Source organism: Bacillus sp. EB106-02-03-XG38 (assembly GCF_058792175.1).
On the sequence record NZ_JBYTED010000001.1, the window covers coordinates 767,691 to 793,047 of the forward strand.

Annotated in this window: 24 protein-coding genes and 3 pseudogenes; 20 read left to right on the forward strand and 7 right to left on the reverse strand. The window is 35.1% G+C overall.

The window, feature by feature from the left end; all coding sequences use genetic code 11:
- The first annotated feature begins 1 nt into the window (after position 1).
- The 7 genes and pseudogenes from AC3WTI_RS03890 (at position 2) to AC3WTI_RS03920 (ending at position 10,301) form a co-directional block, all read left to right on the forward strand.
- Positions 2-364, forward strand: coding sequence for a hypothetical protein (locus AC3WTI_RS03890; RefSeq protein ID WP_098148472.1), 363 nt, complete (start codon positions 2-4; stop codon positions 362-364).
- Positions 365-594: 230 nt separating this feature from the next.
- The gene (locus AC3WTI_RS03895; RefSeq protein WP_492304323.1) at positions 595-1,839 is read left to right on the forward strand and encodes a phage tail tape measure protein; all 1,245 of its coding nucleotides are present in this window, start codon (positions 595-597) and stop codon (positions 1,837-1,839) included.
- A gap of 235 nt (positions 1,840-2,074) precedes the next feature.
- Positions 2,075-4,462: pseudogene (locus tag AC3WTI_RS03900) on the forward strand (phage tail tape measure protein); the annotation flags it as partial.
- 41 nt (positions 4,463-4,503) lie between these two features.
- A complete protein-coding gene (locus AC3WTI_RS03905) occupies positions 4,504-5,985 on the forward strand; it encodes a distal tail protein Dit (RefSeq protein ID WP_492304324.1) in 1,482 nt (493 codons plus the stop codon).
- A complete protein-coding gene (locus AC3WTI_RS03910; RefSeq protein WP_492304325.1) occupies positions 5,982-9,038 on the forward strand; it encodes a phage tail spike protein in 3,057 nt (1,018 codons plus the stop codon). The genes AC3WTI_RS03905 and AC3WTI_RS03910 overlap by 4 nt, the downstream gene beginning before the upstream one ends.
- Before the next feature lie 37 nt (positions 9,039-9,075).
- The gene (locus tag AC3WTI_RS03915) at positions 9,076-9,501 is read left to right on the forward strand and encodes a phage holin family protein (RefSeq protein ID WP_492304326.1); all 426 of its coding nucleotides are present in this window, start codon (positions 9,076-9,078) and stop codon (positions 9,499-9,501) included.
- On the forward strand, positions 9,501-10,301 hold the full coding sequence (locus tag AC3WTI_RS03920) for a GH25 family lysozyme (protein ID WP_492304327.1): 801 nt from the start codon (positions 9,501-9,503) through the stop codon (positions 10,299-10,301). Before AC3WTI_RS03915 ends, AC3WTI_RS03920 begins: the two co-directional genes overlap by 1 nt.
- Before the next feature lie 133 nt (positions 10,302-10,434).
- Here the strand turns inward: AC3WTI_RS03920 and AC3WTI_RS03925 are convergent, their stop codons facing one another.
- The 3 genes from AC3WTI_RS03925 to AC3WTI_RS03935 all read right to left on the reverse strand — a co-directional run bounded on the left by AC3WTI_RS03925 (position 10,435) and on the right by AC3WTI_RS03935 (position 12,609).
- Positions 10,435-10,743, reverse strand: coding sequence for a hypothetical protein (locus tag AC3WTI_RS03925; RefSeq protein WP_431084612.1), 309 nt, complete (start codon positions 10,741-10,743; stop codon positions 10,435-10,437).
- A 15-nt stretch (positions 10,744-10,758) separates the two neighbouring features.
- A complete protein-coding gene (locus AC3WTI_RS03930; RefSeq protein ID WP_492304328.1) occupies positions 10,759-11,790 on the reverse strand; it encodes a WXG100 family type VII secretion target in 1,032 nt (343 codons plus the stop codon).
- Between the two features lie 183 nt (positions 11,791-11,973).
- A complete protein-coding gene (locus AC3WTI_RS03935; protein ID WP_492304329.1) occupies positions 11,974-12,609 on the reverse strand; it encodes a sodium:proton exchanger in 636 nt (211 codons plus the stop codon).
- 191 nt (positions 12,610-12,800) lie between these two features.
- Between AC3WTI_RS03935 and AC3WTI_RS03940 the strand changes: the two genes are divergently transcribed.
- Positions 12,801-14,066, forward strand: coding sequence for a Y-family DNA polymerase (locus AC3WTI_RS03940; RefSeq protein ID WP_492304330.1), 1,266 nt, complete (start codon positions 12,801-12,803; stop codon positions 14,064-14,066).
- Entirely contained in the window at positions 14,063-14,404 is a 342-nt protein-coding gene (locus tag AC3WTI_RS03945; protein WP_492304331.1) for a YolD-like family protein, read from the forward strand. Before AC3WTI_RS03940 ends, AC3WTI_RS03945 begins: the two co-directional genes overlap by 4 nt.
- Before the next feature lie 82 nt (positions 14,405-14,486).
- Here AC3WTI_RS03945 and AC3WTI_RS03950 read toward each other — a convergent pair whose 3' ends face one another.
- The 3 genes from AC3WTI_RS03950 to AC3WTI_RS03960 all read right to left on the reverse strand — a co-directional run bounded on the left by AC3WTI_RS03950 (position 14,487) and on the right by AC3WTI_RS03960 (position 15,977).
- Complete coding sequence (locus AC3WTI_RS03950) at positions 14,487-15,146, reverse strand: hypothetical protein (RefSeq protein WP_492304332.1); 660 nt, start codon at positions 15,144-15,146, stop codon at positions 14,487-14,489.
- Between the two features lie 132 nt (positions 15,147-15,278).
- Positions 15,279-15,743 carry a restriction endonuclease gene (locus tag AC3WTI_RS03955; protein WP_492304333.1) on the reverse strand — a complete coding sequence of 155 codons (465 nt, stop codon included), beginning with the start codon at positions 15,741-15,743 and terminating at the stop codon, positions 15,279-15,281.
- Between the two features lie 36 nt (positions 15,744-15,779).
- Entirely contained in the window at positions 15,780-15,977 is a 198-nt protein-coding gene (locus AC3WTI_RS03960; RefSeq protein WP_461301137.1) for a helix-turn-helix transcriptional regulator, read from the reverse strand.
- Positions 15,978-16,116: 139 nt separating this feature from the next.
- Between AC3WTI_RS03960 and AC3WTI_RS03965 the strand changes: the two genes are divergently transcribed.
- The 9 genes and pseudogenes from AC3WTI_RS03965 to AC3WTI_RS04005 all read left to right on the forward strand — a co-directional run bounded on the left by AC3WTI_RS03965 (position 16,117) and on the right by AC3WTI_RS04005 (position 23,107).
- Complete coding sequence (locus AC3WTI_RS03965; RefSeq protein WP_492304334.1) at positions 16,117-16,419, forward strand: hypothetical protein; 303 nt, start codon at positions 16,117-16,119, stop codon at positions 16,417-16,419.
- Complete coding sequence (locus AC3WTI_RS03970; protein WP_492304335.1) at positions 16,416-16,598, forward strand: hypothetical protein; 183 nt, start codon at positions 16,416-16,418, stop codon at positions 16,596-16,598. The genes AC3WTI_RS03965 and AC3WTI_RS03970 overlap by 4 nt, the downstream gene beginning before the upstream one ends.
- 118 nt (positions 16,599-16,716) lie before the next feature.
- Positions 16,717-17,907 carry an FtsK/SpoIIIE domain-containing protein gene (locus AC3WTI_RS03975; RefSeq protein WP_492304336.1) on the forward strand — a complete coding sequence of 397 codons (1,191 nt, stop codon included), beginning with the start codon at positions 16,717-16,719 and terminating at the stop codon, positions 17,905-17,907.
- Positions 17,849-18,469, forward strand: coding sequence for a replication-relaxation family protein (locus AC3WTI_RS03980; RefSeq protein ID WP_492304337.1), 621 nt, complete (start codon positions 17,849-17,851; stop codon positions 18,467-18,469). Before AC3WTI_RS03975 ends, AC3WTI_RS03980 begins: the two co-directional genes overlap by 59 nt.
- 90 nt (positions 18,470-18,559) lie before the next feature.
- Complete coding sequence (locus tag AC3WTI_RS03985; protein ID WP_492304338.1) at positions 18,560-19,132, forward strand: hypothetical protein; 573 nt, start codon at positions 18,560-18,562, stop codon at positions 19,130-19,132.
- A gap of 354 nt (positions 19,133-19,486) precedes the next feature.
- A pseudogene (locus AC3WTI_RS03990) lies at positions 19,487-21,229 on the forward strand (RNaseH domain-containing protein); the annotation flags it as partial.
- 206 nt (positions 21,230-21,435) lie between these two features.
- Positions 21,436-22,206: a DUF3959 family protein gene (locus AC3WTI_RS03995; protein ID WP_097841057.1), complete on the forward strand. Its 771-nt coding sequence runs from the start codon at positions 21,436-21,438 to the stop codon at positions 22,204-22,206.
- Positions 22,207-22,348: 142 nt separating this feature from the next.
- Positions 22,349-22,765: a DUF3995 domain-containing protein gene (locus AC3WTI_RS04000; protein ID WP_087956252.1), complete on the forward strand. Its 417-nt coding sequence runs from the start codon at positions 22,349-22,351 to the stop codon at positions 22,763-22,765.
- Between the two features lie 138 nt (positions 22,766-22,903).
- A complete protein-coding gene (locus tag AC3WTI_RS04005) occupies positions 22,904-23,107 on the forward strand; it encodes a hypothetical protein (protein ID WP_000878375.1) in 204 nt (67 codons plus the stop codon).
- Between the two features lie 230 nt (positions 23,108-23,337).
- Here AC3WTI_RS04005 and AC3WTI_RS04010 read toward each other — a convergent pair whose 3' ends face one another.
- Positions 23,338-23,550 (reverse strand): hypothetical protein, encoded by a 213-nt coding sequence (locus AC3WTI_RS04010; RefSeq protein WP_087956251.1) that lies wholly within the window; start codon positions 23,548-23,550, stop codon positions 23,338-23,340.
- 221 nt (positions 23,551-23,771) lie between these two features.
- Here AC3WTI_RS04010 and AC3WTI_RS04015 point away from each other — a divergent pair, with 221 nt between their 5' ends.
- Positions 23,772-24,770 (forward strand): DUF1835 domain-containing protein, encoded by a 999-nt coding sequence (locus AC3WTI_RS04015; RefSeq protein WP_087956250.1) that lies wholly within the window; start codon positions 23,772-23,774, stop codon positions 24,768-24,770.
- Positions 24,771-24,944: 174 nt separating this feature from the next.
- A pseudogene (locus AC3WTI_RS04020) lies at positions 24,945-25,229 on the forward strand (hypothetical protein); the annotation flags it as partial.
- Between the last annotated feature and the right edge of the window lie 128 nt (positions 25,230-25,357).

Genomic DNA, 25,357 nt, shown 5'->3' on the forward strand with positions numbered 1-25,357 from the left:
AATGGAAAAGACAATCACAATAGACGGAAAACAAGTCCGACTTAAAAGTACAGCAGCAACAGTCAAACGTTATAAGGCTCAATTTAGACGTAATTTATTTGCAGACTTGATGGGATTAGGAGCAATTAGCGCATTAACTTCATCGGATGGTACGCAACAACCTATTGATATGTCCAATGTTGATTTAAGTAATGTGGATTTTGAACTTATTTATGATTTAACTTGGTTATTCGCTAAAACAGCGGATCAAAGTATTCCTGATCCTATGGTGTGGTTAGATGGTTTTGAAGAGTTCCCTATTGAAGAAATAATGCCAGAAATTATGGATTTAATCCAAGTTACTATGGGAGCAAAAAAAAAATAACAGAAAATGATAAAGAGCAAGGGACTTTCGGTGATGAAGAATTAACATCCGATACGTTCCTTGCTCTTTGTTATAAAGCGAAACTAACAAGATGGGATTTAGAAGATATGACAATCGGTGATTGTTTTGACTATATTGCTGAATTTGCTGAAATGGAGAATCCGGATAAAGAAAAAGTTAGAAAAGCAAATCAAAAAGACTTCGATTCATTCTAAGAAAGGGGTGAGAAAATGGCAGGAAGAATTAAAGGGATTACAATTGAGATTAATGGTAACACTCAACCATTACAAAATTCTCTAAAAGATGTTAATAAGCAAAGTGATAACTTGGCCAAAGAACTAAAAGATGTTGAACGTCTTTTAAAATTTGATCCTGGTAATGTTGAAGCTTTAGCTCAGAAGCAAAAGTTATTAACTCAACAAGTAGAAAATACAACGCAAAAGCTAGATAAATTGAAGGCAGCGGAACAACAAGTACAAGCGCAATTTCAAAATGGGAAAATTTCCGAAGAGCAATATCGCGCATTTAGGCGTGAAATTGAATTTACAGAAGGATCGCTTAATGGCCTAAAGAATAAGCTTGGAAACATGAAGGCTGAGCAAGATAGTGTAGCGAGTTCAACAAGACAATTAGAAACATTGTTTAGCGCTACTGGGAAAAGCGTTGATGATTTTGCAGGAGCATTAGGAAATCGTCTTGTGAATGCAATTAAAAACGGAACAGCTACAAGTCGGCAATTAGAACAAGCAATTGGGATTATCGGACGAGAAGCATTAGGAACAGAAGTCGATATTGAAAAGTTACAACGTGCGCTTCGATCCGTAGATGCTGGTAATTCGATTCAACAAGTACGAAACGAACTAAGAGATTTACAACAGGAAGCTGGCAAAACAGAGAAAAAGTTTGAAGGATTAAAAATAGGATTAGAAAATGTTATAGGTGGATTGGCAGCTGGTGGCGGTATTGCAACCGCTATTGAAAAAGCAATGGATATGTCAAGTCTACAAACAAAAATTGATATCACATTTGATGTTCCAGAGTCTTCGAAAAAATCAGTGGAAGAAGCTATTAGGGGCGTTAGTACTTATGGTATTGACGCTGAAGAAGCATTAGAAGGTGTTCGCAGACAATGGGCATTAAATAAGGATGCTTCTGATGAAACAAATGCCGCTGTGGTTAAAGGGGCAGCGACTATTGCAGCATCTTACGCTGGAATTGATTTTAATGAACTTATACAAGAAACCAATGAGATTGGTGCAACGTTAGGTATTACTAACGAGGAAGCTTTGGGATTAGTTAATACATTATTAAAAACAGGATTTCCACCAGAACAATTGGATATTATCGCTGAATATGGGGATCAGATGGTTCAAGCTGGATTTTCAGCGAAAGAAGTCCAAGGAATCCTGTCTGCAGGAGTCGACACTAAAAGTTGGAATATCGATAACCTTTTGGATGAAAAATTGTCCCTATGAGTGGTGACATTCATAGAAAACTCCTTTAATTCAGTGAAACTCTCAAATGAGACAATACTGAGCGAAGCCTTTAACAAAGGAACGTGCAACGACTAGCTGAAAAGCGTAGGGTGTAAGCTAATGACATCCGAAATGGGGAGCATCTTATATAAAAGATGATGATATAGTCTGGTCTGTATAGTGATATATAGAAGTTCATAAGAGAACTGGCAGGATGTTGCGAGTCCTGTTGAACATATCGGGTGTTAAAGAAGGTCGTATCAAAATGGCTGAGTTTGGGGCCGGTGTAGATAAGTCTATGCAAGAGGTTTTAGATAAAACAAAGATTTCGGCAGATCAGTTTGAAAAATGGGGTCAGGCAATTGCTGGTGGCGGTGAAAATGGACAAAAAGCTATGCTTGAAGCAACTAAAGCCTTAGCTGGTGTTGAAAATGCAACAGACAGAAATGCACTTGGCACGAAGATGTTCGGTACTCTTTGGGAAGACCAAGGAAAGAAAATCATAGACACCATCTTGAAAGCAGAAGGTAAACAAGTTGATTTGAAAAAAGGAGTAGAGGACTTACATGGTGCTACTTCTAAAATAGATGCAAGTCCAGCAGTGAAATTCCAAAAGGCAATGCAAGATTTACAAATGGCTCTCCAACCGGTACTTGGAGCAATAGCTGATGTTGTTGCTAAGATAGCCGATTGGATTTCTAATAATCCAAAACTAGCAGCCACTTTGGCAGCTATCGCAGTAGCTATTGGCGTAATTGCAGGAGCATTTATGGCATTAGCTCCAATAGTCGTCACCATATCCACCATTGGATTAGCGATGATGGGATGGGTAGCCTTAATTGCTGTGGTTGTAGCCGCGGTAGTTGCCTTAGGTATAGCCATTTATCAAAATTGGGATTCTATAAGACAATGGACGATAGATACCTTTAATTTTATTGGGGAGTATTTATCCGAATTGTGGAGTGGCATAGTAGAAACGGCTTCCAGTTGGCTATCTTCACTTGTAGAAACGGTATCAGGTGGGTGGTCTTCTTTAGTAGAAACAACGACAACATGGCTTTCATCAATGGTAGAATCAGCATCGACTTGGTGGTCATCTTTAGTTAAATCAGCTTCTTCATGGCTATCTTCTTTAGTGGATACAGCAACTGGATGGTGGTCTTCACTTGTCGAAACAACATCGACTTGGTTATCTTCTCTTGTTGAAACAGCAACTAGCTGGTGGTCATCTCTAGTAGAAACGGCGTCTCAATTTTTTATGCAATTGTTCCAAAAATGGCAAGAAATTTGGATTTCTATACTTACATTTTTAGATCCAATTATTTCGTTAATTTCAACCGTACTTCAAGCTGGATGGTTATTAATACAAGCAGGGGCGCAAATTGCCTGGGCAGCAATATCTCAATATATCATTCAACCGATTCAAGAAGCATACAGCTGGTTGAGTACGAAAATCTCCGAATTGGTTGCTTGGTTGGGTACACAGTGGGAAATCGCAAAAGCCGTGGCCCTAGTTGCGTGGGGATTATTTAAACAATATATTATCCAACCTGTCCAGGAAGCTTGGAGCTTGGTAAAAGAGAAATTTAGTGATTTAATTTCTTGGTTAAGTTCACAGTGGGAGCTTGCCAAATCATACACTCTTATGGCTTGGAATTTGGTTAAACAGTATGTAATTCAACCAGTTCAAGAGTTGTGGAATACAACCAAGCAAAAGCTTTCTGATTTAGCCAATTGGATATTATCAAATTGGGATTCTATAAAATCCTATACACTTACAGCTTGGAATTTAGTAAAGCAATATGTGATTCAGCCAGTAACGGATGCTTATAATCAGGCTAAACAAAAATTTACTGATTTATATAATTCAGCTAGAGAAAAATTTGATTCAGTAAAGAATGCAGCACAAGAAAAATTTGAAGCGGCAAAAAGATTTATTATGGATCCAATAAGAGATGCGGTTGATGGAGTAAAGGGATTCATCGATAAAATCAAAGGATTCTTTGATAATTTGAAGTTGAAAATTCCTAAACCTGAAATGCCACCTCTTCCACATTTCAGTTTACAAACTAGCACTAAAAATGTTTTAGGTAAAGATATTACATTTCCTTCTGGACTCAATATAGATTGGCGCGCCAAGGGTGGTATTTTCACTAAGCCAACTATATTCGGAATGAATAATGGGCGTTATCAAGCAGCGGGCGAAGCTGGGGACGAAGCGGTGCTTCCGCTTAATAAAAAGACACTTGGTGATATTGGGGCAGGAATTGCAGCAACCATGCAGCGTGAACAATTTGCTATGCCTGGTGAAATCAATCAATTAATGAATGATATGAGCCGTATGATGGCTAGTTCTGTAAGTCAATTATCAGGATTAAAGACTGTCATGAGTGGTGTGTATGGAAGTATGTCAAATAGCAGACAAGCCATGACAAGTAGCGTATCAAATCAAGTATTTAATTACTCTCCAGGATCATCTGATGGTGGAGCACTTCCAATGCTTGGTGGTGGTTTAGCAATTGAAGTGCCTGTAATTTTAGAAGGAAGAGAAGTTGCACGCGGTACGTATCGTTATACAACCGAGTATCAAGATAGAGAAGCAAAAAGAAACTCAGACTTTTAGGTTTGGGTTTCTTTTATTTTATAAAGAAATGAGGTATCAGCATGAGTTCTTTTACATTTAATAAAGAGCGAAAAGACTTTATTCAAATTGCAAAAGGATGGAAAAGACCAACTTGGGCGCCGTTAAAAAGGAATTTTTTAAGTGTTCCTGGTTATCCAGGTGCAAGACTATTAAACACACAAACTGAAATGCGTGTTTTATCTATTCCTGTAGGAATTATCGTTCCTGATGGATCTGATTTAGAAATCGTAAAAGAAGAGATTGCAGATTGGTTAATTACAGATCAACCAACAGAGCTTACTTTCGATGTAGAACCAAATAGAACATATTTAGCTGTTGTAGATGATAGCTTTGACCCGGATGAATTTGTAACACTTGGCATAGGTACAATTACATTTATTTGTCCCATGCCTTATAAATTAGGAAAGGTACAGACTCACACTTTCACACAAAGTTGGTCTACTGAGATTACTTCTTATTTCACGAATAAAGGAAGCGTAGGAGCTCCAGCATTAATTGAAATGATTGTAAAAAAACCAAGTACTTTTTTAGATGTATGGTTTGGTAAATATCCTTTAGAACGAAACTATTTCCGTATTGGTTATCCCCTAAATGTGGAGGAAACAACGGTACAAGAGCGTGAGCGTGTATTATGGGATGAAATGGCTTCACCTATAGGTTGGACTCCTGTTACAGGACAATTCGAAGAAATGAAAGGGACAGGTAGTTTTAAAGCAAGAGGTGGTTATGCACTATATTGTGAAGATTACGGAGAAGGTAAAGGATTTTACGGTGCAATAGCTAAGAAAAGTATTCCCGGCGGTCCATTACAAGATTTTGAAATGGAGGTATGGATGACATTAAAGTCCAAAAACATTGATGAAATGGGACGGTGTGAGGTTCTTCTGTTAGATGATGCAAGCAATGTGGTAGCTCGCATCAATATGAATGATCTATATGGTACCGCTGAAATTACAAGGGCGCATATGAAAATTGGAAATAGCGGAACACCCAATAGTTTTCGAAAATTAGTTGATACAAGTGGAGGTTATTCGACTACATTTAATCAATTCCGAGGGCGTTTACGTATCGCTAGGCGGGGTAAGGTGTGGTCTGTATATGTAGCTAAGTTTATAGATGGTACAGAAACAGATGGCGCTTCACTTGTGGAACGTTGGATTGATGAAACAGGAAATCCAATGACAGCACGTAAAATTGCACAAGTTATGATTGCAATTTGTAAGTGGGATAATCACCAGCCTATTAACGAAATGCAAATTGATGACTTAAAGGTTTGGAAGGTAAACAAAGTCTCTTCTAATACAAAGCCTTATATTTTCGATGCAGGAGATAAAGTAATTATTGATACAGAAAGAAGCCTTGTTACGATTAATGGGAAAGATGCTATTAATATTAAAGATATATTTAGCGAGTTTCCTAAGATCATACGTGGAGAAAATCGTATTGATATTATGCCACCGGATGTTACAGCTACAATCAGTTACAGGGAGCGATACAGATGAGAACGCCAAGTGGTGAATTGCATGTTGTTGATTTTAAAACAGAACAAATTGTAACATCTATTCAACCTACAGATTATTGGGATGATAAAAGACATTGGGAAATCAAAAATAATATTGATACATTAGAGTTTCATGTATTTGATAATACACGGCATTCATCTACACTTATGCAGCAAAACTTAGTATTAAAAGAAGTACGTGATGGTCGTATTGTTCCTTATGTAATTACTGAAATTGAAAAGAATTCTGATGATAGATTAGTAATCACTTATGCATCTGGTGAATGGATTCAACTTGCCAAAGCTGGAATTATCCCTCCACAAAAATTAGAAGGTAAGACCGTAATAGAAATGATGGATATAGCTCTTGCAGGTACGAAGTGGCAAAAAGGAAATTTGGAATATGCTAGTTTCCGTTCTATGACGATTGATGAGTTTATCGATCCATTAACTCTCCTTAAAAAGATAGCTTCATTATTCGAATTAGAAATTCAATACCGCGCTGAAGTCGTTGGCTCTCAAGTCGTTGGGCGTTATGTAGATATGGTAAAGAAGCGTGGGCGAGAAACAGGAAAAGAAATAACCCTTGGCAAAGATTTAATGGGGATTAAGCGTATTGAGAACTCTCAAAACATTTGTACAGCCTTATTAGGGTTCGTAAAAAAAGAAGGCGGAGAGTTTATTACGATTACGGAAATAAATAACGGTATTCCTTATCTCGTGGACAACGATGCTTTCCAAAGATGGAGTGAGAAGGGACAGCATAAATTTGGACTCTATAGTCCAGAGACAGAAGAGCAAGATATGAATCCAAAGCGTTTAATGACTCTTATGAATGTAGAGTTAAAAAAGCGTGTTAATTCATCGATATCCTATGAAGTAGAAGCACAATCAATTGGTCGTGTATTTGGATTGGCTCATGAGTTGATTAATGAGGGCGATACGATTCGAATTAAAGATACTGGATTTACACCTAAGCTTTATTTGGAAGCTAGAGCAATTGCTGGTGATGAATCTTTTAAAGATCCTACACAAGATAGATATTTATTTGGTGATTATCATGAGATTATCGATCCGAATGAGGAATTAAGGAATATTTATAATCGTATTCTAAGTTCACTTGGCAATAAACAAGAAATGATAGATCAGTTAGATAAATTAGTGAAAAATGCTAATGAAACAGCTAGTAATGCAAAGAAGGAGTCAGAAGCAGCAAAAACACTAGCTGAAAAAGTACAGGAGAATATTAAAAATAATACCGTTGAAATTATAGAAGCAAAGAATCCGCCAACAACAGGACTTATAGACAGAAAAACATTATGGTTAGATATTTCAAATGGTAAGCCTGGTATTTTAAAACTCTGGAAAGATAGTATTTGGGATCCTGTTGTACCTGATATTGAATCAGTAAAACGTGAGGTTTCTGGTCAATTTAACGAAGTGAACGAAACTCTTCAAGGCTTTTCACGTACCATTGTTGATTTGAAAAACGATCAGGGTACCATTGATAAAAAAGTTACATCAATAGAACAAACAGCGAGCGGATTGTCTTCTACGGTTAGTAATTTAAACAATATTGTAGATGCACAAGGTAAAAAGATTACTGAGACAAATACAAAATTCGAACAACAGGCAACAGCAATCGGAGCAAAAGTTGAGCTTAAACAAGTAGAGGATTATGTTGCTGGGTTTAAGATACCTGAGTTGAAACAAACAGTTGATAAAAATAAACAAGATTTATTGGGGGAATTAGCTAATAAACTTGCAACTGAGCAATTTAATCAAAAAATGACTCTAATCGATAACCGCTTTACTATCAATGAACAGGGGATTAATGCAGCAGCAAAAAAGACAGAGGTATATACGAAGACGCAATCGGATGGACAATTTGCAAAAGATTCTTATGTAAGAGATATGGAGTCACGCCTTCAACTAACAGAAAAGGGCATTAGCATATCTGTAAAAGAAAATGATGTCATTGCAGCCATTAACATGAGTAAAGAAAATATTAAGTTAAATGCCGCACGAATAGATTTAATCGGTAAAGTTAACGCTGAGTGGATTAAAGCTGGATTGCTGACCGGTTGCCAAATTAGAACATCAAACACCAATAACTATGTTAGTTTAGATGACCAATTTGTACGTCTATATGAAAGTGGTGTTGCTAGAGCGTTCCTTGGGCATTACAGAAGAGCAGATGGTGCAGTGCAACCGACTTTCATCTTAGGTTCAGATGAAAAGATTAACGCCCCAGCAGGCGCATTATTTATGTCTCAAGCAGGCGCAGGATGGTCAGGGGCTTATGCGAACATTGGTATTGGCGATGGCATAGAAAATGGTGAAATCAAAAAATCCGTGTATTGGGAATTGCAAAGAAACGGCCTAAGTGTTCTAAACGCTAATGATTACCATGTTTTTTATGCTGGGAATGGGAATTGGTATTTTAGACGAGGAAAAACTGGATTATATCAAACTTCGTTAGTCATTGAAGATAATGGTACAGATTCTGATTTAAGATTACCTAATATCACTTTACGTAATAGCCGTGCAGCAGGATATACAGGTATCATTCAAGTTAAGTCACCTGTTACTCAGAATGGATGGGGGTCTGTTCAAGGTAATTTCATGAGTCCTTCACTACGAGAATATAAATCTAACATTCGTGAAGTTTCTTTTTCCGCCTTAGAAAAAATCAGGAACGTAAGAGTGAGACAATTTAACTATAAGAATGCGGTAAACGAGCTTTACAAAATGAGAGAAGAGAAAGATTCTAATGACCCACCATTGACAACAGAAGATATTAAAACATACTACGGGGCAATTGTAGATGAATCTGATGAAGTGTTTATCGATGAAAGTGGTAAAGGAATTCACTTATACTCATATGCGTCACTTACAATCAAAGCTTTACAGGAACTTGAAGAAAATCAAAATGCGAAGATACAAGAAATGGAGAGAAAACATAATGAAGAAATTACATTAATGAACAACAGACTAACATCATTAGAAAACTTAGTTCAAAAATTAATAAATGAGAAATCAGAGCAGCCGTAAGCTGGTCTTTTTTTATTGCCTAAAAAGGAGTGAAAAGATGGATCGTATTGATGTATTAATGAAAGCATTTATAGCTACATTCGGAGCATTTTGCGGATACTTTTTGGGAGGATGGGATACAACATTGAAAGTTCTCGTTATCATGGTAATCATCGACTATATCACTGGTGTATTCGCAGCAGGATTCAATGGGGAACTGAAAAGTAAAGTTGGTTTTAAAGGCATCGCCAAAAAGGTGGTGCTTTTTCTTTTGGTCGCAGCAGCTACTCAAGCTGATGCAGTTATGGGAACGAACAGTGCAATTCGCGAAGCGACGATTTTCTTTTTCATCGGGAATGAATTACTTTCATTGTTAGAAAATGCAGGACGTATTGGAATCCCTTTACCGTCAGCTTTAACTAATGCGGTTGAGATTTTAGGAGGGAAACAAAAACAAGCAGATAAAAAAGGAGCGGATCAATAATGGGACAAATCGTAGATATTTCAAAATGGAACGGTAATATCAACTGGCCAGTAGCAAAACAGTATTTGGATTTTGTAATTGCTCGTGTACAAGATGGTTCAAATTATGTAGATCCGTTATATAAAGGATATGTACAAGCTATGAAGCAGCATGGCATTCCTTTTGGTAACTATGCATTTTGCCGTTTTGTTTCCATTGCTGATGCAAAGAAAGAAGCACAAGACTTCTGGAGCCGTGGTGACAAGAGCGCAACCGTTTGGGTGGCTGATGTAGAAGTAAAAACAATGAACGATATGAGTGCAGGTACAAAGGCGTTTATCGATGAGTTATACCGATTGGGGGCTAAGAAAGTTGGTTTATATGTTGGTCATCATATGTATGCGCCTTTTGGTATGGCAAATGTAAAGAGTGACTTTGTATGGATTCCGCGTTATGGCGGCAATAAGCCAGCTTATCCATGTGATATTTGGCAGTACACGGAAACAGGTAATGTACCTGGTATTGGCAAATGTGATTTGAATTCGCTTATAGGAAGCAAGTCATTGTCTTGGTTTACTGAAGCAGCACAGAAGGAAATACAAGCGGAGGAACCTAAACAAAATATTATCCAATCAGGAGCTTTTTCACCATATGAGGTTCAAGATGCTATGCAAGCTTTAACATCTGTTAAAATGACAGCGAACTTCAAATTACAATCTGATGGCTTAACGTATTTTGTTTCTGAGCCAACATCAGATACACAACTTAATGCAATGAAAGGATACCTTGACCGTAAAGGTTGGTGGTATGAGGTTAAGTAAAATATACTATGTAACAGCTAATGGGGCCTATGTAAACATATATTAATTTAGAAACAGCATGACAAAGAAACCGATTCCTATAAAAGAGTCGGTTTCTTATAATTATTATGTCAAAGTTTAATGCTGATATCTATTAAACAATAAACTCGAAATATTCCGGGAAATCAATGTTATTCATATTCTCTATACCACCATTTTCTTCTATGTGAGCATATATTTTATGAACGCATTTATATAACAAGGCCATATGTTTCTCAGGCATATCATCTAGTAAAATAAATGCTTCGACACGGTTAGTTGCATTCTTTGCAACTTTAAAATTCCATCTACTATAAAGCTCTGGATTTAACATACAAGATTCGGTATCTGGACCAAAACTGTAAATCACATTTTCTTTATCCTCATTTTCTTTTATGATTGCTATTAGTGGATATCTCCCCATTGTTCTCAACACTCCTTAATTAAAAACTTTATCAAGAGGAACTTTTAAATGCTCATCAAAAGGTATCATTGGCTCAGTTTCAGGCGGATCCCATGGTCGTCCTGAATCAACTGTCTTACGATGTGCTGTTACATAATCAGTTTTAAAAATTCCTTCAAATCGAGATTCAAAGTATTCATGTTTAAGTAATTTTATATCATTTTCATGATGAATTCCTTTTTCTAAACGCTGCCAAGCTCTTGCAATACCATAATCAGGGTCAAATCTATCTTTTCCGCGACTAAGCATATGTTCCTTCATAAAAACATGTTCTTTAATACGATTGATTCTTTCTTCTTTCCATCCAGTGTTTTTTGTGATTGCTGCAACATCAGTATTTGAAGCCCTAATTTCATCATACATTTTTTCTACATGATGAACACCATCATCATATTGGGTTAGATAGTCTCTTCCTCCGGATTGAAGTAATCTTGCATCTTCAGCCATTTTTACTTCTTTAGATACATCGTGTGCTTTATCAGCCATTTTAGCTACTTTGGCTGCTTTACCAATTTTTCCTACGGGTGTTAAGCCAAGAATAAATGTTCCTGCAGCAATAAAACGTTGTGTAGTAGAAAGTTCTTCTCCGGTAGATGGATCAATACCATCTATCGCTCTTTCTATATCATACACACCTGATAATTCACCAACTGTATCTTTTGCAAACTTTACTCCGTCAAACTTATCTTTTTCCTCTATTGACAGTTTACCACACATTGCACCTTCGTCCATTGTAACATCTTGATTATCTGTATTACGAAATTTTTCGGCAATTCGTTTCAAATCTTCTTCTACCTGTATAAGTGAATTGATAGATGTAAAAGCTTTTGGTCTCGCATCATTGAACATTTGAATGAACTGTTGATTAGAGGCACCAATCCATTGAGAACACAATTGATCTATTTCGTTACATAAATTACTATGTATAGATTCTAATGCGATTCTGGTATTATTTGCACGATTAGCTACTTCTTCTAGCATTTCAGGTGTTACTTTGATTTGAACCATTTTTTTCCTCCCTTTCCCAATTAAAATTATGAGATAAAAAGAAAAAAATGTAAACATGGAAATTTTAGATTAGTATAATAATATTTATGTGAAATAAAATCTGCTTAATTGTAAATAAAGCAGATGTGTATGTGAAGTAACAATAAGAGCCGTCATTTGACGGCTTTTTTTATTTATATCGTATTAAGCAGGGTCAACTGGTGCAAGCGGATCACCTGGCGTAAACTGCCCGTTCAACACCGTATTCCCTTGCTGAATTACTCCTGCAAAGTTAATGCCCCATGTGTTTATGGTAACTGGTCGGAAAGGTTCTTGCGGTTGAAATGGGTCAGTCGGTTGAATCGGGTCAGTCGGCTTCGTCACCCGAACTACGTATAAAGGATCTTGCGGTTGAATTGGATCGGTTGGATAAAACACCCTTACGCTAAACAACTGCCGAGGTGGAATCGTAAATGTAACTGGACCAATAAACGGATTTACTCCTTCAGGCTCGCAATAGATACATCCACCGTTACCGTTTCGCACAGTATCATCCGAACCTCCATTATCATCGTTTATTAACTCCCCACAAAGATATCCATAAGAAGGGTAAACATCACCATCACACGTATCTTGATAATTCTGAACCGCTATAGTAACAGTTTGCGGTTCGTCCGTTTGATTAAGTGCAGAAACTTGAATGAAATCAGTGTCAGCATTACGGAATAAAGGACCTGATGTTAACGTTTCATAGCGAGGTTCACAATGACAATCACAGTCACATTTCTTACGCTTCTTGCGATAGAACTTATGTGAACGGTCGTAATAATAGTTTGACATATTAAGTACGTACCTCCTTTTTAGTACATGCTATGCGAAAAGCAGTAGGGAGGATTGGACATCATTTAAGCAGTCTCCATAAAAAAGAATGCGGTTTTTTAATCCAATATTTTCTTAAAAACCCCTTCTAAAAGAACATTAGTTCGTATATAATAAGAACGAACGTTCTGTTATTTAAGGAGGAAATGACAGTGTATGACTATTCAATATTGCCCAATCGAATTGTTTTATGTGTAGATCTTCGTTCGTTCTATGCCAGTGTTTCGTGCATCAAAATGGGGTTAGATCCTCTACGCACTAAGTTAGCAGTAGTTGGTGATGTGAATAGAAGTGGTTCAATTGTTTTGGCTGCAACGCCACCATTAAAAGCGATGGGTGTAAAGAAGATGGCAAGGCTATATGAGATCCCGCGTCAAAAGGATATTCTTGTTGTAAATCCGATTATGAGCACATACATTAAATGCTCAAACTACATAACAAAATTAGCTCTACAATACGTTCCGATTGAGGATTTTCACCAATATTCAATTGATGAGTTCTTCATGGATATTACAGATAGCATTCATTTATTTGCTAACGATCCTTATGAGTTCGCATTGAAATTCAAACGTGAAATATACGCGAAGACACGAATTGAATGCACGGTTGGAATTGGTCCTAACCCTTTAATGAGTAAGGTCGCTTTAGATGTGGAAGCAAAGAAAACGAAAGATTGTATAGCATACTGGAAGTACGAAGATGTACCCATAAAATTATGGCCAATACGACCACTGAGTAAGTTTTGGGGAATTTCGGGTAAGACAGAAGCGAAGTTAAACCGAAAAGGAATACATTCCATTGGGGACTTAGCGCAGTATCCACTTAAATACTTAAAGCAGAGCTTTGGGGTCATTGGCGAAGAACTACACTTACATAGTAATGGCATTGATTTTAGCCGAATATCAGAGAAATACATCCCAACAACAACTTCAATTGGTAAAAGCCAAATACTCATGCGTGATTACACCATAGAGGAATTTCCAATTGTTCTACTGGAACATATTGAGGAAGTTTGTTATCGAATGCGAAGACAAAACAAACTAGCTCAAACTATTCATTTTTCAATTGGTTACAGTAAAAATTACGCTGGTGGTTTCAGAAAAACTCACACTATGAACCGACCAACCAATTTAACAATGGATATTTATAAGATTTGTACATATTTTTTACATGAATTTTATACTGGAGAACCCATTAGATCCATCAATGTTTCTTTAACTAACTTAATCAATGAAGGCGAAGAACAAATCTCACTATTCGATAATGTAATACAACGAGAAAAAGAAATGAAACTAACTAAAGTAATGGATGAAATACGCACTAAATTTGGTAAGAACAGCATATTACGAGGAATTTCGTATACAAATAGTGCAACAACAAGATACAGAAACACATTGTTAGGGGGACATAAAGCATGAACAACGCTAATATGCCAAAGGAACGCGGTATGGTTAAATGGAGTCCGTTCGCAGCACTTACAGATCAATTCGATGGTATCCGCGAGATTGTTAAAGAAAAGACAAAAGTAGAGCGGCCTACATTAACCCAGGATGAACAAGAACTTATTGAGAACAAGCTATTATGTTCATTGTTATCTGAAGAAGAAATACTAATTACATATTATGAGGATGGTTATTTGCTGAACAGCTACATGACAGTAATTGATATAGATCCGTTAAATAGTGCCGTTATCTGTACGGATGCTTTTTATAATAAGATTACGCTTAATTTTATTGATATTATAGCTATTAAATAAAGCCGACTCCTATTGAACCGCACCTCAATTGTTAGACACAATCTAACAATTGGGGTGCAGTTCATGTGGGCGGCTTTTTTGTTTATTTTATATCAAATTCAATTAACTTCTCTTCACCAATAGGAGAAAATTCTTTGTTATGAGGTTTTTTAATAGAAAGTTTTAAATGACTAATTTTTTCAGGCTCCCCATCAAGAAGGAATATTACATTCCCTTGTTTCTTTACTTTTCCAATATACTCTCCACCTAGATGGTCACTAATGAAAGTGGAAGCTTCTACTTGTTCACCATCATTCGTAACGAGTACAGCTTGATCAGGGTAATAAGAATTTGTATCATCAGTTGTATTTTCTATTTTCATCGCAATCGTAACAACAGTTACTTTGTCTTTATCCTTAAACATTTGTTTGTAGTTAGGGCTAACTTCCATTTTTGCCACCTGTGCTTTATTTAACTCTAATTTGAAGGGACCGGCAGTTTCGGAAATACCAAGATTCTCATTCTTTTTAAGAACAGTCAATGTACCGTATTCACTTTTTCGTGTTTCCTTTTCAGAAGTAGCAGCCGTTTCTTTTGAAGCTTCTTTCTTTTCTGTTACTGTATCTTTTTTCTCTGTCTTTGCTTCTTTAGATTCAGTAGCTTTTGGTTCTTCTTTTTTTGCAGTCTCCTCGGTAGATCCACATGCAGCAAGCCCCATTGCTAAAACCGCTGTTGCAACTAATACAGATAGTTCTTTTTTCATGATATTTTCCCCCTGATTATGTATTAATAACACGAGTATAAGTATATCAGATTAATCGGAAAATTTTACAAAAAGTTAATTGATAAAAAAGTTTTTTGTAAGAAAAAAGCCAACTCTTCAAAAGAGCCAGCTTTATGATTTCGTCATGCTAATAAGAGAATCACCATCGATTAACTCAATGTTTTTATTCGCAGCGTATATTCGTGCGTTCTTATTGAAATTACTTAGTGTAACAAAATATCCTCCAACAGCATCAGCATCCACAATGGCGCTATGAAGCTTCTGGATAAAAGGTCTTCCAATAGAGCTTTTCGTATAGCGTTTTACCTCAACGAATTTCAATTCTTTCCCTTTATAAAGGATGATGTCTTTTCCACCATCATTAGAACCAGAAGTAACCTGGACTTTATAACCAAGTGTACGAAAGACATCAGCTACAAAGTATTCAAATTCTCTTGGATCCATTATTTCTAAATGACTACGAGTTGCAGCTTGTTGTATTCGGTGTGTTCTAATTTCTTCAGGTGTTACGTGTGGACCTCTCGTAACAAAACCGATTAGAAAAACAAGTAATAGCAATGCTATTGCCCAAATCATGCAATTCACCTCAGTATGAGTATGTCCAATTGGTGCTTATTCTACTTCATCCTCAATCCAAATGTCTTCTAATTTCATTTCCAGCGCACGAGCAATACGGTAGGCGACAGGTAAGGTTGGAAGTCCACCTTTTATTAAATTCGTCATTGTGGATGTTGCAATCCCAGCTTTTTTAGCAATAAAACTGTATTTAATTCCACGTTCATCCAAAATTTCTTTCAAACGACTTTCCATATCATCACCCTTTTTTAGTTGTCCTACGAATTTTTTCTCGAAGGACAGGCAAAATCCTTCTTTCTAGGTCATATACCTATATCAAGACCACGAGGAATACCAAGTGGAATCAAGGACATCAAGAGGGGAGAGGGAGCGTATGCGTTGGCAATATTCACATTTGAATGAAACGCCTTACCTATATCCATCAAAAGAATTGAGAAATATGTATAGGGGTGCTAGTGGCAAAAAAGAAACAAATGCAATTGTGGACCACATGGAAAGACATGAGGTTTTTAATAACCGTGAGTACAAAGGCTATTACCGTTTATCAAACGATATCATGGATGATTTATATGAAGATGAGGATGAAGTGCTTGATTGGGGCGATGTCATAAATGAGTATCAACCGGTTATGACAACAAAGGGATTACAACTCATTCGAAAAGAGGGATTCAAATGACAATCGTAGGAGAAGCGGTAGTGGTATGGACGACAACTGGCTTGTCAGTTATTACGATGAAGGTCGCAGAAAAAATGGGGCAGAGTGTTCCACATTGGCTTCCACGTATGACCATGTACACAACGCTCACAGGCTCGTTCTTGTATCTTCTACGTTATGTGCTTTTCGCGTTTCTATAAGGGAATACCAATGTGGAATTGTAGGACATTTACTGGTCATTAACATAGAACATGTACGGGAGCCTTCCAAAAATAAGGGATATATACCCTTATAAAGGGTATATAGGGAGTGAAGAAAATGATTGAATTATTACTCGTTCCAGCTGCAGGTTTAACAGTGGCATTATTCGGTGAAAAGTTCAAAAGTAAAAATGATGATAAGCGAAAGATACAAGTGTTTTTTGAGGTAGCTGGTATTGCGATCAAAAGAAATAATGAAGAGAAATTACAATATCCAAAGTTTCAAAAACAAATTGATGATAATCGCAGTACGACTTATGTATATACCTTACCGCTTGGCATGCCGAGTAAAATCGTACAGAAGGTTGAGGACGTTGTTTCTGAAGGATTAAATAAACCAGTATGTATTCAGTACGATAATTATAAATTGAACATCCGTGTATTCCGCAGAGAGATACCGAAGAACTGGGAATGGTCAATGGATTTAGTAATGAAAGGGAAATGGCGTATTCCAGTTGGCCAGAGTTTAGAAACAATTGTTTACCACGATTTTGATGAAACACCGCATATGGCTGTAGGTGGATTAATTCGTATGGGGAAAACAGTTTTCCTTAAAAATACGTTTGCTTCCTTATCGTTAGCAAATCCAGATCATGCGCATTTTTATTTAATTGATTTAAAAGAAGAAGGACTCGAATTTAGCGAATATAAAAAACTGAAACAGGTTGAACAAATCGCAGAAACATCAGAGCAAGCACATGGAATGTTGTTAAAAGTAATGGAGAAAATGCATGAGCGCGGAAAGTACATGAAAGAACGTGGTATCAAGAATATTGTTCACACGAAAGAAAAGGACCGGTATTTCATTGTAGTGGATGAAGGAGCGGTACTCGCACCTGCAAAAGGATTACCAAGAGCTCATAATAAAATGTTGGAAGAGTGTCAATACATGCTGAGTCACATTGCGCGTGTTGGAGGGGCACTTGGATTTCGTATTATCTTCTGTACACAATATCCGACTGGAGACACATTGCCGAGGGTAGTCAAACAGATGGCGAATGCAAAACTTGGTTTCCGTTTACCGACTCGTACCGCATCAGAAGTTGTAATTGATCAGTCTGGATTAGAGCAACTACCATCTATTCCAGGAAGAGCTATATATATGAAGGAAAACTTCACTGTACTGCAAGTACCATATATCGATGACAAGGTCATGTGGAAATATCTAAAAGAATATGAGGTGGAAAAACATGAACATCCAGAGTCACATGAAGATCAACCGTCAGATGGCGATACTTGCGACGATTAGGAAGTTGCAGTTTGCGACAAGACGACATGTAATGAGTGTGCATGATATGGGTGGTATTCGAAATGCAAACAGAATTATGGGGGATTTGAAGCCGTATTTGAGTAAGACGATGCAAGGGAAAGAGTACGTGTATTATCTCAATAAGGAAGGGCATGCCATGTTTGGGGATGACGGTAAGGTTGTTTCGAGAGGGAAGCTTGCACATGCATTATTACGGAATGAAGCATGGTTACATTTATTCTGTCCGGATGATTGGCAGATTGAAACAGATATCCGTTATATAAAGAATAAAGAAAAAAAGAAAATAGTTCCTGATGTAAAGTTTCGGGATGAAGAAAATATACTTCATGCAGTTGAGATAGATCGTTCGCAAAAAATGAAAGTGAATGAAGAGAAGATAAAAAAATATGAAGAGCTTACACAAATTTATAAACAAAAGCATAACGGGAAAGTGCCAGTTATCCACTTCTTTACCATTACAAAATATAGAGAAAAGAAATTGGAGGAACTGGCAGCAAAATATGATGTTTTTGTGAATGTTTATGTAATAGAAGAATTTTAAATTTATTAAAAATAATAATTAATTAGGAAATTGTACAACAAATTTATTATATAATTAAATTCTATAATAAATTTGTAAGTTGGTGAATTAATGAAAAGAAATTGGTTTTCACAGATGGAACAATTAACGATTTTTATGGGGGTTGCTATAGTTTTACTTGGGATTTTAAATGTTTTAGGGCAAGCAAATATTTCAGGAGCATTTGTTACAGGTATTTCGTTAGCTGGACTTTTCTTAACATTATCTGACTTTCTTAATAAGTTAATAGAGAATGGAAATGACCCTGTATTGGAAAAGAAGGCATTAAGAATAGGTGGGATGCTATACTATATAGCGGCATTTTGTATAATAGCTTTTCCTAATTCTAAATTGATTACATCATTGCCGAAAGGTATTCTTGATTCAATGAGTACTTCAGCAAGCGTTATTGCTTTAGGCGTTGTATTTATAATGATTGGAGATAACAACAGAAGAGCGGTATCTAATGAACAGAAGAAGCAGTATGACTTACTTATCAATTTAGAAAAGGAATTGAAGAGTAAGATGGATGTAAATTCAAAAATAATTGATGAGCTAAAAGAAGCTCTTAAAGAAAAAGATACGACAATTAAAAATCTTGAACAAAGTATAAATGAGTCACAAGGGAATAGGGTAGAAGTTTGAAAATGTAATCTGTCAGTCATAGGAAACAAAGGCAAGGATAGATGGAATGATATTTAACCACAAAAAAAGTTTTGGGCATATATATAAGAAGAGAGTGGCGAATAAAACGACCACTCTCTTTTGACCACAATGGGAAGTTATATTTTCCGCACAAAAATCCCCAAATCGGAACACAGTCAGTATATAAGAAGGAATGCGTGTATTATCTAAACAAAAAAGTGCTAACAAGTTTGCAAACGAACTTGCTAACACTAATACAGAATAGACATAAATTATCGCTGATATGTCTGCTTTAAAAATAGCTTTAATTAATGAAATCACACTTATACGAAATGCTCATAAAGACAGTCTTAATATCAAGAATATAACCATCCAGATATTCCTTTGCTTTTAAGACGAAAACGAGGCATGATTTTAATTTCTACTCCAGAATTTGCATCGAATAATAAAAAACCTCGGTTTGTAAAGCTAAAAGTGCAACAAGCAACAAACGGTATAAAGTGGATTAAGATATTTAGAAATTTAAAAGATGATTTTCATATAGGTGGAGAAGTTGAATTGGAGCATATTCTTCAATATCCGAAAGATTATATGCTGGGAGAAAATCTTAGGGTGTTACTTCCATATAACGAGAGAATATATAAAGTTCAAGGTACTAAAATAAAACCTGGTATAAAAGTAAAGGAAAGAGAGTATTTATTTAAAGGGTTTCAGCAAAAATTCACTTATTTCACATTACTACCAGAATGTAAGAAACTTGCAATAAATAATGAAAATGAATTATTCCCTTTAATTGCACCCAAAGGATTAGAGACTATAACATTAGAGATATGGTCTGAAAAAATATCGATGGAAGTAGAACAAGCGTTATGTGAAAGTGGAATTGTGTTAGCTCAAATTGGTGAGTCATCATACGTATTAAATGCTGATTCACCAGTATTGTTAAAAATAGTAAGATGTAATATTGAAAAAGTATTGCAAAATCCATATAAAATGCAATATTGCCAGAAATACAAAGCGAATTTAGTAGAGGATGTTATGAAAGCGGTTTACGCTACTGCAGGTAAGCGTAATGATGCGACATTAGCGTTAATCGCAATGGAAAATTGTGATGGACGTGAAAAAATTGATCCAAAGCAAATTGTTAGAGAAGGATTTGCACGAACAAACCGTATTTCTGCATTTATTAATTTATTTATAGGCCAAAGTGTATCTCGTAAAACAATTATAAATTGTATTCTTAGTTTATTAGAACAAAAAGGATTTTTGAAACGTAGTTGGAATAAGATAAATTTACCTTGTACATTTGTTAATTTATCAATTGAACGAATCTCGAAATTTGATTTCTTACCTATTTTTTCACAAATAAAAGGAAAAGAAATTTCATATAAATTATATGGGAATACAGATTGGCAAACGATTGATCGTCTATTATTACATGTAAATAAACATAATACCTTTTTACCACAGCCTTCAAAAAGAAATGATATGGGAATTCAATTTAAACAATTTGTTTCTGAAACATTATCAGGAATTTTACAACCTGCAAAAGAAAAAAATGAACAAGTATATTTCATTATAGATGCGAATTTAAGAAAACATTGGATAAAAGAGTTACAAAATAAAAAAGTTGATATAGATAGGTTCCCTGACATTGTTCCGGATATGCTAAAGGTTTCAAACTTAAATATTATTAGGATAAATACATCTTATGATGTACCAAAATACGGTGCAGTAGAAAGTGATGATATACTGGATGGCACGAGCTTATATGTAGATCAAAATGGAATGTATTATAGCATTGGTGAATATTCGCTTAATGGTAGTGAAACATTGCAGAGATACATACTTGAAATTTTACCGCTAGGTGTAAAAGCAGTAGAAAGGAATTCTATTGCCAAAATGATACATTACATGTGCTGTAATACAAGTATGCTTTTGGAAAAGGATGTACACATGCCGTATTCTAAGCATATGGCGAAAGTAATAAAAGGCTATATGACTGATATAGATGCAAGAGAGTTTAAAGAGTTTGATGATGAACTGGATGTAGATATAATAAAGATAGAAAAGAAAGATTCAATTATTCTACTGTAAATAATAATAGACAAATCCTGCTCCTTATATCGGTCAGGATTTGTCATTTTTTCATGTAAATAAGGATATCATTTGTCATGTAACTTCTCTTTTACGTATTTACTTTATTTGCATACAGGATTAAGATGTTTTTTAGAAATAAAAACATTTTATTTGGAAAAGTAATATGAATTGATTCAAAAGAAATTTGAAAGGAATGAGGAATTGTGAAGAAGTTAGATGTGCTATTAATGCTATTGAGCGGCCTCTTTCCAGTTGCAGGAATTATGAAGCAAATCCCACTAGAACAATCTTTATATATTGGAGGCCTTTTATTTTTCACTAGTTTTGGTAGCTATTTTGCGAAAAAAGTATATTCACGTATATGTAGCTGGATAGCTTATGCGCCATTTATAACATTACTGTTAGTAATTTGGCATCAAGATATTTCAACAAGTTCAATTATAGCGAACGCGAAAATTGCAGCTTGTGTCGCTTTAATTCCATGTTTATTCCGTTTTCGTACATATGGACTTACTTTCGGTTTATTCGCATTATGGGCCGCTTTATTATGGGATATTAAAGAAGTACAGTCGTTAGTCATACTTGAACGTATGTCGAGTTTAATGATAAGCAATTTCAAATACCTTATGCTTTTAGTTGGCGGGCTTATATTAGGTGGGTTAATCGCCATGTTATTACACCGTAAAGAGGAAGATAATAAAGAAAGCATAAATCTATTTAAACAAAAAAAGAAACGAAAAAAGCTATCATTTAAGATTCCACTTCCAAAATTACCGAAATTAAAGATGAAATTATTTAAGTTTGGTGGAAAAGGATCAAAACGAAAAACACCAGAAAAAATACGTGAGCATAATTACGAAGAACCAGCTCCAGCTGCAACATATGAAATGAGAGAGCAAATAGAGCAATATCAAGAAGGTACTGCTCAAGGACAAACGAGGATGGAACGTCGTAGAAATAGGTATAATGCGTAATAAAGTGAAAAGCCCCTTAATGATTAATCAATTTTACGAAAAATCATTAAGGGGTTTTTATATTATTAGATATAGATTACTAATGTGGAAATTATAAAATACTCTAAAGTTGAAGATTTAAATAAAATAATAGGAGGACAAAATGCTTATTATTACATACATTTCGGTCTGTATATTATTTTTAGTTAGCTTTTTACATGTTTACTGGGCTTTCGGAGGTAAGTGGGCGACAAGTAGTGTCATTCCAACAAAAGCTGGAGAAAAGGCGTTTACACCAAGTGTAGGTATGACATTGTTCATTGCGTTATTAATAAGTATGGCAGCGATAATTTTATTACAACAAACGAATATCGTTCATTTCGCACTTCCTAATATTATTGTTCAAATGGGATCCTGGGTTTGTATGATTGTGTTTTTCATAAGAGTAATTGGTGAGTTTCATTATTTTGGTATCTTTAAAAGGAAAAAAGGTACGCAATTTGCAAGAATGGATACTGTTTTATATATCCCACTTTGTGCATTTTTATCTTTATCATTCTTTCTAGCAATTATAACGTGAACATAAAATAGTAGTTACTTTCTCCAAAATAAATAAACGTGAATTAGTAAGGCGTAAAAGTGTGAAATTTAGTAGTAAATAAAAGGATGTAAGCGCCTTTTTATCGAATTATAGATTATTATGAAAGGCGGGTGCACGATGAAGTATGTAAAAGTCAGTATGAATGGCGGGAGTGAACATAAATTCTCGATGACTTTAGAACGGTTTGAAGAACTTATTACAACAGAGAATGGACTATTAGAAAATAAATTAGTTAGTATTGAAAATGTAATGATTAATCCTACTAATATATCTTCTGTAGTTGAAAAAATTGGTGTACCGGCAAAGTTTATGGAGGCATAAAAATTAGTAAATAAAAAACATCCACGGGGATGTTTTTTATTTATAAATATGTTAATTGTTCAATGAATTTATGATGAGAATTTATAGTGATACTTCGTACATGCACAAAAAATAAGTACAAGCATATATTAGATAGTGGGACAAGACCTTCGTGTCCTACTTAATACTCAGAAAAACCTCTATCACATGAGAGCATCCCATTGTAGGGTGCTCTTTTTTTATCCCGCTCTTTACCTTTCAATTTTAAACATATCTTTGATGTTAATAAATATTAAAAATAATATAATAGCAAAAATTAAGTTAGATAAATAGAAATCTTGATGAAATAGTAGTTCAAATATGACATCGAAAACATATAATAAGGCGATAGTAGGTAATATACAAATAAATATAAATCTCCAATTTTTTAAATAATGTTTATAAGTAGTAAACATTTTCTCCATACATATAGCTCCTGTACTTTTTATTTTCTAAATAATTATACATTTAAATAAAAGGATTTACAAAGTGTTTAGTAGAATGTTGTAGATAAATTTTTTGTTGAAACCTTATATAGCTGTAGCAATCTTTCTAATACATGATTTGATTAAAAAACTTTTAAAGAGTGACACTTAAGTGATACACTATAATCTATGTTATTTTTGAAATGAATAGAGGGATTTATATGATAGATAAAATCAAAAATGTTGTAGAAGATATGCACGAAGATGAAGCAAAACATTTACTTCAAAGTATTCTAATTCAGTTGAGTTTATTAGAAGAAAATTATAGTGAAGATACGATTAAAAATTTGATGGATATTCCTAATCAACTAACGAGTAATACATCTTATAAAAATGTAAAAGAAAGCTCACACGTACATATTGCTTTTGATGATTCAACAGCTGGATGTTTAAAGTATATGCTTGGTCAAGAAGAGCGATTAGAAGAGATGGTTGTTGCTTTTTCTGAATTCTTTTCAATTGGGCCGATAAACAAGTTACATATGAATGAGGGACAACTAGCAAGACAGAAATGGTTAGTAAACAACTTAACTGCTTATGAAAATTATTTTGAAGAAGAGTATTTATCAAGATTTTTAGAAACTATGGAAGAACTACATACTATCCCTATTGATACGCCTATTACAATTTGGAAAGCTAATAATGCTCATGAACATGTAGGTCTATGTTTTGTAATGGCACAATTAGAAGATAAGAAAAACATTCGCGTTATGAATACATCTGAAGCAAGTAAAGAAATATTAAAACGAGAGTATGCTATTCGTGGAACGGGAGAGTTATCACCTGAAAGTTTAGCTCTAATTCAAAACAGTTTTTTAGAACTGCCATATTTAACTGTAGAGAAACGTACGCAGTTTGAGCGTGAGTGGGATAGTCTATCGAAAAGTACGGAATTTTTAAGAGTTTGGACAGACAATGAAGTGCGTTCAGTACAAGAAGATTATTTTGATCAATTTATTATTGAATGCGCGAAAAGTATAGGTGCTGATCGAGAGTTCCTAAAAGCTCCTAGAGTAATTGGTGAAGCACTTGGTCTTGTAGAGCAGCTAGTTGGCGATACGTTTTTAGAATATCGCTTAAAGGAACTAATAAAAAAAGAAGTATTTGAATTTGAAGGTTCGTTAGATGAAATGCGTTTTTATAGTGTGAAGTTGAAATAGAATTTAAACAAAAAATCCTCTTCTATTAAAGAATTAGAAGGGGATTTTTGTTTGGACAATAGCGAGTTTTTCCTTTATAGAAGTTTCATATAAAAAGAAAATTCATATACTATATAGAGTTTACTAATAATTAGGAGGAATAGTTCATTGAACAATCAGTTTTGTTCATGTCAAGCAGATGACACTCCAAAGTTACTACCGCCATCTAAGCCTCCCAATTTACCTTCTACATTTGCTAATCCTATACAAACAGGCCAAATGAGATCATGGATGTGTAATTGTCTAGGGAGATGGGGTTATTTAAGATTATATATACCCGGTACTTTTGGAAGAGATTTATGGTTTTTTCCAACAGAAGTTCGGCGGTATGATGTATCGGGATATACTTGGCAAGATGGCTATCGTTTTAAAGTAACGTACCAATATAAACAAATTAGTAATTTTATGTGTTTTGCTTAATGTAAATAGGAGAGATTTATTATAGATCTCTTCTATTTTTATTTTGTAACAATTTTATATGAATTTGGGCTATACATAAGCTTCCTATAGAGCGCTTATCACATATTAATGTTAAAGGTACTGAATGA